Origin of the sequence: Streptomyces griseus, from assembly GCF_001715295.1 — a bacterium.
Taxonomy (GTDB): domain Bacteria; phylum Actinomycetota; class Actinomycetes; order Streptomycetales; family Streptomycetaceae; genus Streptomyces; species Streptomyces griseus_G.
This window is the reverse complement of the sequence record NZ_MDKB01000002.1, coordinates 1,142,271-1,157,590: the sequence shown is the minus strand read 5'-3', so window position 1 is coordinate 1,157,590 and position 15,320 is coordinate 1,142,271. Positions and strand designations below refer to the sequence as shown.

Sequence of the window (15,320 nt, the reverse complement as noted above, 5' to 3'; positions counted from 1 at the left end):
TCGGGCGGGCCTACCGCGGGTCCGCCGCCCGGCGCCGGGTCACGATGGCGTTCAGGTCGAGGTCGACGGGAAAGGGGGTGGAGACCTTCAGCCGGTCGTGGAAGATCCCCGTCGACGTGTACGCCCCGGTCGCGGGCTCCAGCTCGAAGACGTAGACGACGGCTCGGCCATCCTGGTTCTCCACCCGCCAGAAGTGCGGGATCCTGGCCCTCGCGTACTTCACGGGCTTGGTCTCCCGGTCACGGGTGACGGACTCGTCGGACACGACCTCGATCGCCAGCAGCACACTGCTCGCGGGGAACCGTGTCTGCCGCAGACTCTCGACCGCCTCCGCGCGCACGACGACGACATCGGGTTCGGGCCGGTTCTGGAAGTCGACATCGATGGTGAACTCGCGAAAGACCTCGAGGTCGAGCGGAGCGAGCGACTGCAGCTGCCACTTCAGGTAGTCGATCGCACGCTCGTGAAATACGGTCTGCGGACTCACGAAAACCAGGCTCCCGTCGATCAGCTCCGTATGCGGAGGCAGATTCGGAAGCGTGTCCAGGTCATCGGCGGTCCAGCCGCCCGCGGGCGGGACCGCCCACCTCGGCTCGGGGGCCTCGGATTCGATGCTCATCAGTGCTCCCATACGAAGGAGTCTCGCGGGTCCGTCCAGCGTATCCGCCGACAACCGGATCAAGCCCACCCGCACGTGCAAGCGACTCACGCGTCGTTGACCGCTAGTGCCGCAACAGGCAACGTTCGCCCCGTCGCGACGCCCGGCACGCACTCTCGCCGCACCGGCCGAAAGCCCAAGTACGTCCAGTACAAGGACTTCCGGCCGGCACGCCGAGAGCACGCACCCGACGCCGCTCCTTGACGGGCAAACGTTGCCTGCCGCGGCACTAGGGCGTGTATCGAAAGTCCCGCCTGCCCGGCGGTGTCCGGCACGCACACTCGCCGCGTTGTCGGGATCGCCCCGATACATCCAGTATCGAGGCGACCCTCCGCCTTGCGATCGCACGCACCGGACACCGCCGAGCCTGCCCTTCGGGCAGACGGCGCTACTTTCGACACACGCCCTAGCTCCCTTCCCGCGTGCACACATCCCCGTCCGGGTCGCCCGGGGACCCGGACGGCGGGGTGCCCGCGGAACCCGGATCCGCCCCGCGGAATCCGGGTGCGCCGGGCAGGGCGCCGTCGTCGCGCCCGGCCACCCCCGCCCGGAGCCGCCCCCGCCACGGCGTACGCCGGCCGGCGGGAGGGCGTCCGGGCTCACGGCGCAGGAACGATCCGTCCCGTGACCTCGCCGAGCCCGACCCGCGTGCCGTGCGGCCCGGGGGCCCAGGCGGTCAGGGTGACCGTGTCGCCGTCCTCCAGGAACGTCCGCTTGCCCTCGGCCAGCTCCAGCGGGTCCCGGCCGTTCCACGTGAGCTCGAGCAGGGAGCCGCGCTCCCCGGGCTCCGCGCCGCTGACCGTGCCGGAGCCGTACAGATCGCCGGTGCGCAGCGAGGCGCCGTTCACCGTCATCTGGGCCAGCTGCTGGGCCGCCGTCCAGTACATGGAGGCGAACGGGGGCTCGGACACCGCCTGGCCGTTGATCGCCACCGAGATCCGGATGTCGAAACCGCCCGGCTCCTCCTCGTCCGCGTCGTCGAGGTAGGGCAGCAGGCCGACGTCACGGGAGGGCGGCGCCGTACGAGCCGCGTCGAGGGCTTCCAGCGGGGTGACCCACGCCGATACGGAGGTGGCGAAGGACTTGCCGAGGAAGGGGCCGAGCGGCACGTACTCCCAGGCCTGGATGTCACGCGCCGACCAGTCGTTGAGCAGGCTGAGCCCGAAGACGTGGTCCCGGAAGTCGCCGAGCGCGACGGAGGACCCCTGCGCGGAGGGGACCCCGACGACGAAGCCGACCTCGGCCTCGATGTCCAGCTTCACCGACGGGCCGAAGACCGGGGCGGGATCGGTGGGCGCCTTGCGCTGGCCGCAGGGGCGCACGACGTCCGTACCGGAGACGACGACCGTGCCCGCGCGCCCGTGATAACCGATCGGCAGGTGCTTCCAGTTGGGCGTGAGAGCCGCGCCGTCCGGCCGGAAGATCCGGCCGACGTTCGTGGCGTGGTGCTCGCTGGCGTAGAAGTCGACATAGTCCGCCACCTCGTACGGCAGGTGCAGCGTCACCGAGCCCAGGGGGTGCAGGAGGGGCTCCAGGTCCGTCCGGTGGGCCGGCACGGTCACCCAGGCGGTGAGCGCCCGCCGGACGTCCCGCCACGCGGTGCGTCCCGCCGCGAGGAGCGGCGTCAGGCTGGGCTGGTCCAGCAGCCGGGCGTACGGCGAACCCAGCGCGTGGGCGGCCGCTCCGGCGTCCAGCACATGGCCGCCGACGCGGACCCCGACCCTGCGCTCGTGCGGGTGTCCCGGGGTGGAGAACACGCCGTACGGAAGGTTGTGCGGACCGAAGGGATCTCCCTCGGCCAGATCGAGCGGGCTGCTCTGCTCGGGCATCTGTTGCTGCCTCGCTTTCCAGGTCGCTTGGGGGACACGTTACGTCGGACGTACCGGCCGGCGGCAGGGCTCAAGTAGGCGTAATGCCCGGAAAGTTACGTGGTACTCCTCCACGGGGCACGCCTCCGGCCCGTCCTCAGCCCGCCGTCCGCGGGATCCGCTTCTCCCAGGTCCGGTGGAAGACGATCTCGTCGCCGTCCCTGCAGACCACCTCGTTCGACGTGAGGAAGTCGTGGTCGTCCGCACCGGTCTCCGAACGGGTCTCGATCCGGACGTCCCAGGCCACGTCCGGCCGGTGCAGCCGGATCTTCCAGTCCGAACGCGCCCGCGCCGACAGCGGGTCGTCCTCCCGGATCGTGTACGTGTCCAGCGCGTCCTCGGTGTACTCGAGCCCGTCCGGGTGGACGCGCGTGCCACCGGGGCGCGGATCGACCTCCAGACGCCACTCGCCCTCGGCGACGTCCCTGACCACCAGGCGCTCCGGACGCTGCCCGTCGAGCGTGGCGGGGACGGCGACACCGAGCGGTTCCGCCTGCTCCGGTGCGCCGAAGGTGATGCCCGGGTCCTCGGTGTGCCGGCGCACCGGGAGCTCGACGAGACTTCCGTCCGCCTCGAGGGTGAAACCCGCCGAGTCCGCCTGCGGCCAGATCCACGGCCAGTACGCCGACGAGACGGCCAGCCTGATCCGGTGGCCACGGGGGAAGGTGTGCCCGATGGCGTTGAGCTCGAAGGGCACGTCCTCGGTCTCCCCGGCGGGCCATTCGTCGGACCGGTCGCGCCCGTGCCGGGCCGACAGGTTGAGGGCCCCGCGGGTCACCAGGGTCGACGCACCGTCGGGGGCCACGTCGCAGAGCCGGGCGACGGCCTGGCCGCGCGGCACGTCCATCCGGATGCGGAGCGTCACCCGCGGTCTGCCGAGGATCTCGATCGGCGCGCCTTCGACGGGGAACTCGAAACACACCGACTTGGCGTCCTCGTCGCGCTGGTCGGGAGGCAGGTCGGCCTCGTTGCCGGACGGCAGGAAGCGTCCCGCGTCCAGCCCCGTCTGCTGCGGCGACCGGACGATCCGCGGACCGCCCTGGAGGGCGTAGGCCATGGGGGTGACGTTCGCCGACGGCCAGGCCGCGTCACCGACCCAGCGTCCGGGCAGCGTCCCGTGGACCGTGGCCGGACGGTACGACCCGCTCATCCAGGACCGCAGCAGCGGCTCGTTCATCACCCCGGTGTCCTGGTCCTTGAGGTGCTGGTCCCACCAGCGCAGCGTCTCCTGCAGGAAGCCGATCGCGGGCCCCGGAGGCAGCCCGCGGTCCGGGTACTGGTGCGACCACGGGCCGATCAGCCCGCGCACCTTCGAGGGGTCCAGGTGCTCGACGAGCCGCAGGACGGTGTCGCGGTAGGGGTCGTGCCAGCCGCCCACCGCCAGCACGGCGGCCTCGACGGCGCCGTAGTCCTCGCGGACGCTGCCCTGTTTCCAGTAGGCGTCCCGGGTCTGGTGCGCCAGCCAGGTGTGGATCAGCGGCTCCACCGCCTCCAGCCGCCTCAGCCACATGTCCTTCCAGCCGTCGCCGACGTCCGCCGGGTCGGGGGGACGGGAGGCGAAGGCCAGCATGGCGGCGGCCCGGGCGTGCATGTCGACGCCGAGGACGGAGCCGCCCAGGTAGTGTCCGTCGTTGTCGTAGCGGTCGTCGGACGAGCAGACGGCGACGACCGCCTTCAGGGGCTCCGGGGCGAGCGCGGCGATCTGCAGCGAGTTGAGACCGCCCCAGGAGATGCCGAACATGCCGACCCGGCCGGAGCACCACTCCTGCCGTGCGAGCCAGTGCACGACGGCGACCCCGTCGGCCAGCTCGGTCGCGTCGCACGCGTCGCCCGGCACCCCCTCGCTGTTGCCGTGGCCGCGTACGTCCACCCGTACGGAGGCGTAGCCGTGGCCCGCGTACCAGGGGTGGCGCTGCCGGTCGCGTGGTGCCGTCCGGTCGCTCAGCCGGAAGGGCAGGTACTCCAGCAGGGCCGGTACGGGGTCGTCGGTGACCGGCCGCCAGATCCGGGCGTACAGCCGGGTGCCGTCCGACAGGGGGATGTGGAGGTCCTCGTGGGTCGTCTCGTACGGGAACGCGGTGCGGATCTGCATGGCGGTACCTCGGTGGACGGGTGCGTGGCGCGCCTGGGCCGGCAAGCGGCGGAGGTGACGGCCGCAGCGGACACCACCGCGACAGCGCCGTCGCAGGCCTGGTCGTCCTCGGTGGCGGCCGTACCGGATCGGCGCGGATCGCCCTGGGGGACGAAGCGGCAACTCCTGATCGTATGAGCTGATCCCGAACATACCGGCGGTGGCGGGAAGGCGCCCACGGTGATCCAAAGGGGACCGGATACGCTGGCTTGGGTGAAGACAGCGACACATCGACATTCCGTGTGATCGTCAGCAGACAGGAGATCCCCTCGTGACCGTCGTCGGGCCGTTCGGACTGCGCGTGCGGGACCAGGCTCTTGAGGCCGATGTCCAGGCCGGTTTGGCCGCTGTCGAGGCGGGGCTGCTGGACGCCACGAAAAGCGATGTCCCGTTCATCACGGAAGCCGCACAGCACCTCGTCAGCGCGGGCGGCAAGCGTTTCCGTCCGCTGCTGGTGATGCTGGCGTCCCGGTTCGGGGACCCCGGCGCGCCGGGGATCGTGCCCGCGGCCGTGGTCGTGGAACTGACACACCTGGCGACGCTGTACCACGACGACGTGATGGACGAGGCGGACGTGCGCCGCGGGGTGGACAGCGCCAACACCCGCTGGGGAAACTCCGTCGCCGTCCTGACGGGTGACTTCCTCTTCGCCCGCGCCTCGCACATCCTGGCCGACCTCGGCCCCGAGGCCGTGCGCGTCCAGGCCGAGGCGTTCGAACGGCTGGTCACCGGCCAGATCATGGAGACGGCGGGCCCGCGCGACGGCCGCGACCCGGTCGACCACTACATGGACGTGCTGGGCGGCAAGACCGGCTCGCTGGTCGCCGTCTCCGGGCGGTTCGGCGCCATGATGGCGGGGGCCGACGAATCGGTCGTCGACATCCTCACCCAGTACGGGGAACGGCTCGGCATCGCCTTCCAGCTCGCCGACGACGTACTGGACATCGCCTCCGACTCCCACGAGTCCGGCAAGACCCCCGGCACCGACCTGCGGGAGGGCATCCCGACGCTCCCCGTTCTCCACCTGCGCGCGCAGGCGGCGGCCGGCGGCAAGCCGGAGGACCTGGAGCTCGTGGAGCTCCTGGACGGCGACCTCGCCGACGACGACCGGCTCGCCCGGGCGCTGGACGGCCTCCGCGCCCACCCCGCGCTGGAGCAGGCGCGCCGGGACACCGTCCGTTACGCCCAGGAGGCGAGGGCCACCCTGGCGCCGCTGCCCGAGGGTTACGCGAAGGCCGCGCTCGAAGAGCTGTGCGACGCCGTGGTGCACCGCGCGGGCTGACACCGTGTGCGCCGTGCCCCGGGTGTGATTCCCGAGTCCTGTCCGCCCGGCGACGCCCGGCACGCACACGCGTCGTGTCGCCCCGGCACACGCGGTGCCGGAGCACCCCCCGAGGGCTGTCCCGCGATTCCCGGCGGGCGCGCGACGACAGCTACGGCATCTCGCCGCTTTGTCGGAACGTCCCCTACATCCAGTGTGCGAACGTCCCTCCGCCGTGCGATGCCCCGCATCCGACGCCGCACGCCGATCCACCGGGAAGTGCGGGACAGCCCTTAGGGGCTCGGACCCGGTGTCATCCCGGAGAGGTAGCCGCAGTTGCTCCCCGGGGGTGACGCTTGCCGCCCCCCGATTTGGTCAGATGGAGAACAACCACTCCTGACCACATCGGGTGAGAAGGGCGGCGAGGGGTGGACGAGTGCAACGGGATGGCAGCCGCCGACCACGGAGGTAGGGCACACATGGCATCGAACGACAGCGCGGAGACCACCGGCGACGCCACGGGCACCGTCGTGGGCCGCCGGCGGGCGGCACGCTACATCGTCCCCGTAGCGGTGGCGGGGGTGGCGGCGGCGACGATCGGACTCGTCCCGGCGCTCGCGGACTCCGGCGACCCGGAGCTGCCGAAGATCACGGCGCAGCAACTCGTCGCGAAGATCGCCGCGTCGGATCAGCAGCAGATCTCCGGCACGGTGAAGATCAGTACCGACCTCGGCATCCCGTCCCTCGGCGGGCTCGCGGGCTCCTTCGCGCCGGGAGGCGGGGGGAGCGGCAGTACGTCGAGCGCCGACCCCGAGGCGAAGCTCATGGAGCTCGCGTCCGGTACGCACACGCTCCGGGTGGCGGCCGACGGCCCCGACCGGCAGCGCCTGTCGATCCTCGGCGAGGGCTCCGAGTACAGCGTCGTCCACAACGGGAACGACGTCTGGGCGTACGACAGCGGGAGCAACGAGGTCTACCACGCGCGGTCCGAGGAGGCCGGCGGGAAGGCCGGGAAGCACACGGCGCCCGAGGGGATGCCGGCCACGCCCGCGGAGCTCGCCGAGGAGGCCCTCGCGGCGGCCGGCGACACCACGTCGGTCACGGTCGACGGCACGGCCCAGGTGGCGGGCCGCGACGCGTACCAGCTGCTGATCAAGCCGAAGCAGTCCGGTTCGACGATCGGATCCGTCCGGATCGCGGTCGACGCCTCGACCGGGGTACCGCTGAAGTTCACCCTGGCGCCGAGCAGCGGTGGCAAGGCCGCGGTCGACGCCGCCTTCACCAAGGTCGACTTCGCGAAGCCCGACGCGTCCTCCTTCTCCTTCACCCCGCCCAAGGGCGCCGAGGTGACCGAGGCCGGCGAGCTGGAGGCCGAGGCCGGGAAGCAGGGCTCGGCGGACCGGGCGCCGCAGGACCTCGGCGCCCTGGAGGACTTCAAGGGGCTCGACGTCATCGGCGAGGGCTGGAACGCGGTCGCCGAGATCAAGATCCCGGGCGGCGCGGGTCTCCCGGCCGAGGGGTCCGGGGAGATGCCCGCCCAGGCGCAGCAGTTCCTGGACGCGCTCGGCGACAAGGTCACCGGCGACTTCGGCTCCGGCACGGTCTTCTCGACCCGCCTGGTCAACGCGCTGATGACGGACGACGGCAGGGTGTACGTCGGCGCGGTCACCAAGGACGCGCTCGTGAAGGCGGCCGACACCGCCAAGTAGGACGCACGGTCCGCGCCGCCCCGCCGTACGCTCCGTACGGCGGGGCGGCGTGGTCGTGGCGGCACCGCCCGTACACGGCGGAAGGAACGGGAGTGGCCATGAGGGACACAGCGGCCCGGGCGGTGGCGGCGGAGCCGGCCCGGCGGCCGGAACGGGGTCCCGTGATCGAGACCCGCGGCCTCACCAAGCGCTACCGGGGCGGCCAGGTGGCCGTCGACGGGCTCGACCTCGGCGTCCCGGACGGCAGCGTCTTCGGCTTCCTCGGGCCCAACGGCTCCGGGAAGACCACCACGATCCGGATGCTCCTGGGCCTCATCGACCCGACCGCCGGCAGTGTCCGCGTCCTCGGCCGGCCCATGCCGGCCGCCGCCCGCGCGGTCCTCCCGCACGTCGGCGCCCTGATCGAGGGACCGGCGGCGTACGGGTTCCTGAGCGGCCGCGACAACCTCCTGCGCTACGACCGCGCCGACCCCTCGGCCGATCCGCGGACCCGCGGCGCCCGCGTCGACGACGCCCTCGACCGGGTCGGCCTCGCCGCCGCCGCGGGCAAGAAGGCCAGGGCCTACTCCCTCGGGATGAAGCAGCGCCTCGGTCTCGCCGCCGCGCTGCTCCGGCCGCGCAGGCTGCTCGTCCTGGACGAACCGACCAACGGCCTCGACCCGCAGGGGATGCGGGAGATCCGCGCACTCGTCCGGGAGCTGGCGGCCGAGGGCACCACGGTCTTCCTCTCGTCCCACCTCCTCGACGAGATCGAGCAGGTCTGCACCCACGCGGCGGTGATGGCGCGCGGCAGGCTCCTCGTCCAGGGGCCGGTCGCCGATCTCGCGGCGAGGGCCCGCGGCAGGCTCGCGGTCACCACCCCCGACCCGGAACACGCCGTCCGCATCCTGGAGGAGCACGGGCTGACCGGGCTCCTGGCCGACGGGGACCGGGTGAGCGCGGACGCCCCACCCGGGGACGTGGAGCCGGCGGACCTCAGCGCGGCCCTGGTGCACGGCGGCGTCCGCGTACGGTCCTTCGGCGTCGAACGGGCCTCGCTGGAGGACGCGTTCCTCGCACTCACCGGAGAGGGTTTCGATGTCGCGGGCTGACCTCACCACGGCCGTCGCGGACGGCGTACCCGGAGCACCGCGCCGAGCCCTGTGGACGTTCGGGATCCTCCGCTCCGAACTGACCACCACCCTGCGCCGCGGACGCACCCTCGTCCTCCTCGGGGTGCTGGCCGCCGTCCCCGTGCTCGTCGGGGTCGCCGTGCGGATCGAGACGGGTGACGGCTCGTCGGCGGGCCCGGACGGCCCCCACGGCCCCGCCTTCCTCGCCCAGGTCGCCGGCAACGGGCTCTTCCTGGTCTTCGCGGCACTCTCGGCGACGCTCCCCGTCTTCCTGCCCATGGCGGTCGGCGTGGTGGCGGGGGACTCCGTGGCCGGTGAGGCGGGCGGCGGGACCCTGCGCTACCTACTGGTCGCCCCGGCGGGCCGGGCCAGGCTGCTTCTCGCCAAGTACGCCGCGGTGCTTGCGTTCTGCCTGGTGGCGACCCTGGTCGTGGCCGTGTCGGCGCTCGCGGTGGGGGCCCTGCTCTTCCCCGTCGGGGAGGTCACCACGATCTCGGGGACCCGGATCGGTCTCGGCGAAGGTCTGCTGCGGGCCGGGCTGATCGCCGTGGCGGTGGCGGTCTCCCTCACGGGGTTCGCCGCGCTCGGCCTGTTCGTCTCGACGCTCACCAACAGCGGGATCGCCGCGATGGCCGCCACCGTCGGGGTACTGATCACCGTGCAGATCCTGGACACGATGCCGCAGCTGGACGCGATCCACCCGTATCTCTTCCCGCACTACTGGCTGTCCTTCGCGGACCTGCTCCGCGACCCGCTCTACTGGGACGGCATCGTCAGCGATCTGGGGCTGCAGGCGGTGTACGTGGCGGTGTTCGGCTCGGCGGCCTGGGCGCGCTTCACGGCCAAGGACATCACCGCGTGAGAACGGGCCGCCGTGGCCGGTCCGCGCCGTCGGCCGGTCGAGCCGTCCCCCGATCGGCTCGTCGCGGCACGAACGGCACGAACGGTGTGAGGCCCGGAACGCACACGACACGGTACGTTCCGTTTCTGCCCCGTCATTGTTCGACTTCTGGCGACGGGCTGTCAATAAGCGATGGCCGGAATCCCCCTATGCTCACCGAATGATCACATCGCCGAGTTCCGCGCGCCGCAGCGAGCGATCACGGCGGGCGACGCTGGACGCCGCCCTCGAGCTGTGTACGGAGAAGGGGTACGGCCGGGTCACCGTGGAGGCCATCGCGGCCCGTGCCGGGGTGAGCAAGAAGACGATCTACCGCTGGTGGCCGTCGAAGGGGGCCGTCCTGCTGGAGGCCTTCACCGAGGTGTTCGTGGGCGCCACCCCGTTCACCGACACCGGGGACGTCGCCGCCGACCTGCGGAACCACATCAACAGCGCGGTGAGATTCGTCTCGACGCCGCCGTACGGCCCGGCGTTCGCGGGCATCCTGTCCGAGATGCACCACGACGACGCGCTGGCCGCGGCCGTTCTGGAGCAGCTGGTCGACCCCCGCTTCGAGGCCGCCGTGGGGCGGCTGCGACGGGCGCAGGAGCAGGGCCAGATCCCGGCGGACGCCGACCTCCCGCTGGCGGTGGAGATGCTCTACGGCCCCGTCTACTACCGCCATGTGCTGCGCAAGCCCTCCCAGGACGAGGAGACGGTCGCCGCCCTCGTGGCCCACGTCCTGCGGTCGCTGGGGGCGGCCCAGGGGGAGGCGGGCTGACGGGCCCGCCCGCCGCGGCCGGGGTCTTGCAGGGGCCGCCGGAGGCGGTCACTCCCGGCCGAACAGCCGCTCCAGGACCACCGCGACCCCGTCCTCGTCGTTCGACAGGGTGATCTCGTCCGCCGCCGCCCGCAGCTCGGCGTGGGCGCCGGCCATCGCCACCCGGTGCCCCGCGCGGCGGAACAGGGGCAGGTCGTTGGGCATGTCACCGAAGGCCACCGTGCCGGCGGGTTCGAGGCCCAGGGCCTCGGCGGCCAGGGCGAACCCGGTGCCCTTGTCCACGCCGTACGGGGCCAGCTCCACGGTGCCGGGGCCCGCCATCGTGACGGTCGCCAGATCCCCCACGACCGCACGGGCCGCGGCGGCCAGCTCGTCGTCCGTCAGCCCGGGGTGGCGCACCAGGACCTTGATGACGGGGGCCTCCCACAGCTCGGCGCGGTGCCCGGTCCGCTGCGCGGGGAGCGTGGGGTGCGGCATGCGGTAGCCCGGTTCGATCAGGGTCCTGCCCTCCGGGCCGTCCTGGTCCACGGCGGCGAACACCGGCCCGACCTCGGCCTCGATCTTGCCCAGGGCCGCGTCGGCCAGGTCCCGGTCGAGCGGCACCGAGCTCAGCATGCGGCCGGAACCGGCGTCGTACAGCTGGGTGCCCTGCCCGCAGACCACGAGGCCGTCGTAGGCGAGGTCCGCGAGCAGGGCGCGTATGCCGGGCACCGGCCGCCCGGTGACGATCAGATGGCGGGCGCCGGCCGACGCGGCACGGGCCAGGGCGGCGCGCGAGCGGGCGCTCACGGTGTCGTCGGAGCGCAGGAGGGTGCCGTCCAGGTCCGTGGCGACGAGGGCGTAGGCGGGTGGCGTGAACATGAGGCCAGAGTAGAGAGATCGGTCCCCGGGGGGACGCCGCTGACCTGCGGGGACGGTCAGCCCACCGCGCCCGGCGGAGGACCGCCCCTCAGTGGACGCAGAATTCGTTGCCCTCCGGGTCCACGAGGACCTGCCAGGAACCGCCCGGCTGCTCGACGGTGCGCAGCACGCTCGCCCCGAGGCGCACCAGACGCTCCACCTCCGCGTCGCGCTGCCCGGGGGCCGCGTGCACGTCCAGGTGGAGTCGGTTCTTCACCGTCTTGGGCTCCGGGACGCGCTGGAACAGCAGGCGCCTGCCGAGGCCGGTGCCGCTCTTCTGCTCGTACGGGTCGTCGGGATGCCGCACCGCCGCGAGATCGCGGAAGGCGTGGCGCCCGTGGGACTCGACCGTGGCCGACTCGGGCAGGATCCCCGCACCGAGCAGCTCCCCGATCAGGACGCTGTTGTCCTCGACCAGGTAGCCGAGTGCCTCGGCCCAGAAGTCGGCCTGGCCGTGCGGGTCGTCGGCGTCGATGACGAGTTTCCAGTGCAGGGTCATGGGACCGTTCTTAGCGGCTGGACGAGGTACCGGCAAGACGATTGCCGGTACCCGTCCGGTTCCCGCAGAAAGGCCGCCGGCGGACCGCCCCCGGCCGCGGTGGTCCTCAGTCCGGCCGGCAGGCCCCGCAGGTGTGCCCGTCGGCCGCGGTGAGGAACGTGCCGGCGGCGTCCCGCACCGCCGGATCGCCGTCCCCGGCCAGCCGCTCCGCCGTCGGCCGGCCCGCCAGGACCGCCGCGTGCGCGGCCCGCGTCCACTCCGGCTGGTGGGCGTGGCCGCGGGCGAGGATCGTCCGCAGCAGGTCGAGGACCCCGGGGCGGTCCTTCACCGTCCGCGCTCCGGCCAGCTCCCACAGGAACGGCACGGTGGCGACGGTCGAGTCGAAGAGGGCCACGGCGCCTATCCACTGCCGCAGGTCGCCGAGCGCGTCCCCGGCCGACTCGCCGTCGTCCCACGCGATCCGCGAGAGCAGGCCGGGAACCTGGGACGCGGAACCCTGGGCATGGCGCAGCTCATGCCACCGGACGTGCCTCATGTCCCCCAGAATCGTCCCCATCCGGGGCACTCAACCAGCCTTTGCGCGCGCCGTCCACCGTGTCCGCCGTACCCGTCCCGTCCGGCCGGGGAACCCGGTCCAGAGCGCCGAGGTACCGCCGTACCGACGGGGCGGCGTCCGCCGCCGCGACGAGTCCCACGTGGTTGTCGGGGCGGACCACCACGACGGTGCCGTCGTGGGCGCCGTACGCCGCCCACGCGTGCCCCTCGTCGTCCCACAGTGCGCCGGGACCGGGCACGGAGGGGGCGGTCACCCGGTCCCCGGGGGCGTACACCTGGTACGCGCGTACCGAGTCGCCGTGGGCGGCCGCCGCCCGCAGCGCCTCGGCCGTGCCCGCCCCGAAGCCGAGCACGGTGAAGTGCGGGCCGGCGAAGGCAACTATGCGGGGCGGGACTGTCCGGGAGTGGCCGGATCCGCGGCCGGGGCCGGCGGGGGTGCGGAGCCCGTGGCGGCCGCGGTGCCCGTCGGCACCGAGGCCTCCGCCGCCCGCACGGCCAGCCGCAGGGCCTCCGCGCGGGTGCGCCGGCCCGTACGGAGCGCGTCCCAGGTCAGCAGCATCAGTGCCACCCAGACCAGGGCGAACCCGGCCCACCGCTCGGGGGGCATCGCCTCGTGGAAGTACAGGATGCCGAGGGCGAACTGGAAGACCGGTGCGAGGTACTGCAGCAGCCCCAGCACGGACAGCGGGACCCGGATCGCCGCCGCACCGAAGGCGACGAGCGGGATCGCGGTGATCAGGCCCGTCGCGGCGAGCAGGGCGCCGTGCCCCGCGCCGCCGTGCAGGAACGTCGCGTCGCCGCGCGCGCCGAGCCACAGCAGGAACCCGAGCGCGGGCACGAACAGGACGGCGGTCTCGGCGGCCAGGGATTCCAGGCCACCCATGTTGACCTTCTTCTTCACCAGGCCGTACGTCGCGAAGGAGAACGCCAGCGTCAGGGAGATCCACGGCGGCTGCCCGTACCCGATCGCCAGGACGAGCACCGCGGCCAGCCCGGTGGCGACCGCCGCCCACTGGGCGGGCCTCAGCCGCTCGCCGAGCAGCAGGACTCCCATCGCGATGGTCACGAGGGGGTTGATGAAGTAGCCCAGCGACGCCTCGACGACATGGCCGTTGTTGACGGACCAGATGTACAGGCCCCAGTTGACCGATATGACGGCGGCGGCGGTCGCTATCAGGCCGAGCTTCCGCGGCTGCCGGAGCAGTTCGCCCATCCAGGCCCAGCGGCGCAGGGCCAGCAGGGCGACCCCGACCACGCCCAGCGACCACACCATCCGGTGGGCGAGGATCTCCACCGCCCCGGACGGCTCCAGCAGCGGCCAGAAGAGGGGCACGAGGCCCCACATCCCGTACGCGCCGACTCCGTACAGCAGACCTGCCCGCTGTTCGTTCTTCCCCTTCACGGGCCCTCCTGGCACTCCCGGCGCCGGCGATCGGCCGACCGCACGACGGTAGCGCCGGAAGGGCCCCGTGTCATACCCGTCTCACGGTGACGGTCGTGACGAGCCGGCCGTGGCGTACCTCCGGGCCCTCCGCTCCTCGCGGGCCGTCGTTCACGCGGCGGGCACGGCGGCGGACACCGCTGCGGCCACCGTCTCGGCCATGGGCGTCGTCGGGCGGCCGATCAGGCGGGCCAGGTCGCCGCTCGTCCCGGCGAGCAGCCCGCGCCGGATCGCCTCGTCGACGTCCACGAGGATCGCGGCGAAGCCCTCGGGCACCCCCGCCCCCACGAGGATCTCCTGGTGGGTGGCCGCGGGCACGTCGGAGTACGTGATCTCCCTGCCGGCCGCCGCCGCCACCGCGTCGGCGTACTCCGCCAGGGACCAGGCGACGTCACCGCTCAGCTCGTAGACCGCGCCGAGGTGGCCCTCGCCCGTCAGTACCGCGGCAGCCGCGGCGGCGTAGTCCGCCCGGGTGGCGGAGGCGACCCGGCCGTCACCGGCGTTGGCGACGACGGTGCCGTGTTCCAGGACCGGGGCCAGATTCGCCGTGTAGTTCTCGGTGTACCAGCCGTTGCGCAGGAAGGTGTACGGCAGCCCGGAATCGAGAATCAGCTGCTCCGTGGCCTTGTGCTCGTCGGCCAGCCGGAAGTCGGCCCCGGGCCCGCCCAGCACGCCGGTGTACGCCAGCTGGGCGACCCCCGCCGCCTTGGCGGCCTCGATCACTGCGGTGTGCTGCGGCACCCGCTTGCCGACCTCACTGCCGGAGACCAGCAGCACGCGTTCGCCGGCGCGGAACACCCCGGTCAGGGTCTCCGGCCGGTCGTAGTCCGCCACGCGGATCTCGACGCCGCGGGCCGCGAGAGGGGCCGCCTTCTCCTCGCTGCGGACGACGGCGGTGATCTCCTCGGCCGGGACCGTGACGAGCAGCCGCTCGACGACGCGGCGACCGAGCTCGCCGGTGGCTCCGGTGACAACGATGCTCATGGTTCTGCTCCTGGGGTGCGGGTGCGCTGGTCCGTACGGACTCTTTGCACTCACCGTAAGGGCAGCACTAACCAGAGGAAAGTACCCACTTTGAAGTAAGCTACTGGCATGAGTGTGAGTGTGGATGTGAGCGCGACGAGCGGGGACACGGCGGGCAGGCACCCGAACGTCAACCAGCCGATGTGTCCCTCCCGGCTGGTGCTGGAGCACGTCACCAGCCGCTGGGGTGTGCTCGTCCTCGCCGCGCTGCTGGAGCGTTCGTACCGCTTCGGCGAGCTGCGGCGCACCGTGGGGGGCGTCAGCGAGAAGATGCTCGCCCAGACCCTGCAGACGCTGGAACGGGACGGCTTCGTGCACCGCGACGCCAAGCCCGTGATCCCGCCGCGCGTGGACTACTCGCTGACGCCGCTCGGCAGGGAGGCCGCGGAGCAGGTCTGGGGGCTGGCCCGCTGGGTGGAGCGGCGGCTGGACGCGGTGGAGACGGCGCGCGGGGCGTACGACGAGGCCCGGAGCTGACGGGTGCTCCGGGCCTCGGTGTGCC

Annotated in this window: 15 protein-coding genes; 6 read left to right on the top strand and 9 right to left on the bottom strand. The window is 73.0% G+C overall.

Annotated elements, in window-relative coordinates; translation table 11 throughout:
• Positions 1-10: 10 nt before the first annotated feature.
• The 3 genes from BA175_RS11750 to BA175_RS11740 all read right to left on the bottom strand — a co-directional run bounded on the left by BA175_RS11750 (position 11) and on the right by BA175_RS11740 (position 4,618).
• Entirely contained in the window at positions 11-619 is a 609-nt protein-coding gene (locus BA175_RS11750; RefSeq protein WP_069172063.1) for a Uma2 family endonuclease, read from the bottom strand.
• 638 nt (positions 620-1,257) lie between these two features.
• Complete coding sequence (fahA, locus tag BA175_RS11745; protein ID WP_069171234.1) at positions 1,258-2,487, bottom strand: fumarylacetoacetase; 1,230 nt, start codon at positions 2,485-2,487, stop codon at positions 1,258-1,260.
• Positions 2,488-2,623: 136 nt separating this feature from the next.
• On the bottom strand, positions 2,624-4,618 hold the full coding sequence (locus tag BA175_RS11740; protein ID WP_069171233.1) for a CocE/NonD family hydrolase: 1,995 nt from the start codon (positions 4,616-4,618) through the stop codon (positions 2,624-2,626).
• Between the two features lie 310 nt (positions 4,619-4,928).
• Between BA175_RS11740 and BA175_RS11735 the strand changes: the two genes are divergently transcribed.
• The 5 genes from BA175_RS11735 to BA175_RS11715 all read left to right on the top strand — a co-directional run bounded on the left by BA175_RS11735 (position 4,929) and on the right by BA175_RS11715 (position 10,400).
• On the top strand, positions 4,929-5,939 hold the full coding sequence (locus BA175_RS11735; RefSeq protein WP_069171232.1) for a polyprenyl synthetase family protein: 1,011 nt from the start codon (positions 4,929-4,931) through the stop codon (positions 5,937-5,939).
• 458 nt (positions 5,940-6,397) lie between these two features.
• Positions 6,398-7,627, top strand: a complete 1,230-nt coding sequence (locus tag BA175_RS11730; protein WP_069171231.1) for a LolA family protein — start codon at positions 6,398-6,400, stop codon at positions 7,625-7,627.
• A 98-nt stretch (positions 7,628-7,725) separates the two neighbouring features.
• The gene (locus BA175_RS11725) at positions 7,726-8,718 is read left to right on the top strand and encodes an ABC transporter ATP-binding protein (RefSeq protein ID WP_069171230.1); all 993 of its coding nucleotides are present in this window, start codon (positions 7,726-7,728) and stop codon (positions 8,716-8,718) included.
• Positions 8,705-9,601 (top strand): ABC transporter permease, encoded by an 897-nt coding sequence (locus BA175_RS11720; RefSeq protein ID WP_069171229.1) that lies wholly within the window; start codon positions 8,705-8,707, stop codon positions 9,599-9,601. The genes BA175_RS11725 and BA175_RS11720 overlap by 14 nt, the downstream gene beginning before the upstream one ends.
• Positions 9,602-9,800: 199 nt before the next feature.
• Positions 9,801-10,400 (top strand): TetR/AcrR family transcriptional regulator, encoded by a 600-nt coding sequence (locus BA175_RS11715; RefSeq protein WP_069171228.1) that lies wholly within the window; start codon positions 9,801-9,803, stop codon positions 10,398-10,400.
• Positions 10,401-10,448: 48 nt separating this feature from the next.
• Here BA175_RS11715 and BA175_RS11710 read toward each other — a convergent pair whose 3' ends face one another.
• The 6 genes from BA175_RS11710 to BA175_RS11690 all read right to left on the bottom strand — a co-directional run bounded on the left by BA175_RS11710 (position 10,449) and on the right by BA175_RS11690 (position 14,779).
• The gene (locus BA175_RS11710) at positions 10,449-11,261 is read right to left on the bottom strand and encodes an HAD family hydrolase (RefSeq protein ID WP_069171227.1); all 813 of its coding nucleotides are present in this window, start codon (positions 11,259-11,261) and stop codon (positions 10,449-10,451) included.
• Positions 11,262-11,349: 88 nt separating this feature from the next.
• A complete protein-coding gene (locus BA175_RS11705) occupies positions 11,350-11,799 on the bottom strand; it encodes a VOC family protein (RefSeq protein ID WP_069171226.1) in 450 nt (149 codons plus the stop codon).
• A gap of 106 nt (positions 11,800-11,905) precedes the next feature.
• Positions 11,906-12,355 (bottom strand): hypothetical protein, encoded by a 450-nt coding sequence (locus tag BA175_RS11700; protein WP_069171225.1) that lies wholly within the window; start codon positions 12,353-12,355, stop codon positions 11,906-11,908.
• On the bottom strand, positions 12,312-12,707 hold the full coding sequence (locus BA175_RS30870; RefSeq protein WP_139131385.1) for a hypothetical protein: 396 nt from the start codon (positions 12,705-12,707) through the stop codon (positions 12,312-12,314). The genes BA175_RS11700 and BA175_RS30870 overlap by 44 nt, the downstream gene beginning before the upstream one ends.
• Positions 12,708-12,733: 26 nt before the next feature.
• The gene (gene rarD / locus BA175_RS11695) at positions 12,734-13,756 is read right to left on the bottom strand and encodes an EamA family transporter RarD (RefSeq protein WP_069171224.1); all 1,023 of its coding nucleotides are present in this window, start codon (positions 13,754-13,756) and stop codon (positions 12,734-12,736) included.
• Between the two features lie 150 nt (positions 13,757-13,906).
• A complete protein-coding gene (locus tag BA175_RS11690; protein ID WP_069171223.1) occupies positions 13,907-14,779 on the bottom strand; it encodes an SDR family oxidoreductase in 873 nt (290 codons plus the stop codon).
• A gap of 108 nt (positions 14,780-14,887) precedes the next feature.
• On the opposite strand from BA175_RS11690, the gene BA175_RS11685 reads away from it, so the two are divergent.
• Positions 14,888-15,295, top strand: coding sequence for a winged helix-turn-helix transcriptional regulator (locus BA175_RS11685; protein ID WP_069171222.1), 408 nt, complete (start codon positions 14,888-14,890; stop codon positions 15,293-15,295).
• Positions 15,296-15,320 lie beyond the last annotated feature (25 nt).

What these genes read in the sequence shown, in the direction of transcription:
- BA175_RS11750 (WP_069172063.1), bottom strand. Translation starts at nt 619, where the DNA reads ATGAGCATCGAATCCGAGGCCCCCGAGCCGAGGTGGGCGGTCCCGCCC.
- fahA (WP_069171234.1), bottom strand. Translation starts at nt 2,487, where the DNA reads ATGCCCGAGCAGAGCAGCCCGCTCGATCTGGCCGAGGGAGATCCCTTC.
- BA175_RS11740 (WP_069171233.1), bottom strand. Translation starts at nt 4,618, where the DNA reads ATGCAGATCCGCACCGCGTTCCCGTACGAGACGACCCACGAGGACCTC.
- BA175_RS11730 (WP_069171231.1), top strand. Translation starts at nt 6,398, where the DNA reads ATGGCATCGAACGACAGCGCGGAGACCACCGGCGACGCCACGGGCACC.
- BA175_RS11725 (WP_069171230.1), top strand. Translation starts at nt 7,726, where the DNA reads ATGAGGGACACAGCGGCCCGGGCGGTGGCGGCGGAGCCGGCCCGGCGG.
- BA175_RS11720 (WP_069171229.1), top strand. Translation starts at nt 8,705, where the DNA reads ATGTCGCGGGCTGACCTCACCACGGCCGTCGCGGACGGCGTACCCGGA.
- BA175_RS11715 (WP_069171228.1), top strand. Translation starts at nt 9,801, where the DNA reads ATGATCACATCGCCGAGTTCCGCGCGCCGCAGCGAGCGATCACGGCGG.
- BA175_RS11710 (WP_069171227.1), bottom strand. Translation starts at nt 11,261, where the DNA reads ATGTTCACGCCACCCGCCTACGCCCTCGTCGCCACGGACCTGGACGGC.
- BA175_RS11705 (WP_069171226.1), bottom strand. Translation starts at nt 11,799, where the DNA reads ATGACCCTGCACTGGAAACTCGTCATCGACGCCGACGACCCGCACGGC.
- BA175_RS11700 (WP_069171225.1), bottom strand. Translation starts at nt 12,355, where the DNA reads ATGGGGACGATTCTGGGGGACATGAGGCACGTCCGGTGGCATGAGCTG.
- BA175_RS11690 (WP_069171223.1), bottom strand. Translation starts at nt 14,779, where the DNA reads ATGAGCATCGTTGTCACCGGAGCCACCGGCGAGCTCGGTCGCCGCGTC.
- BA175_RS11685 (WP_069171222.1), top strand. Translation starts at nt 14,888, where the DNA reads ATGAGTGTGAGTGTGGATGTGAGCGCGACGAGCGGGGACACGGCGGGC.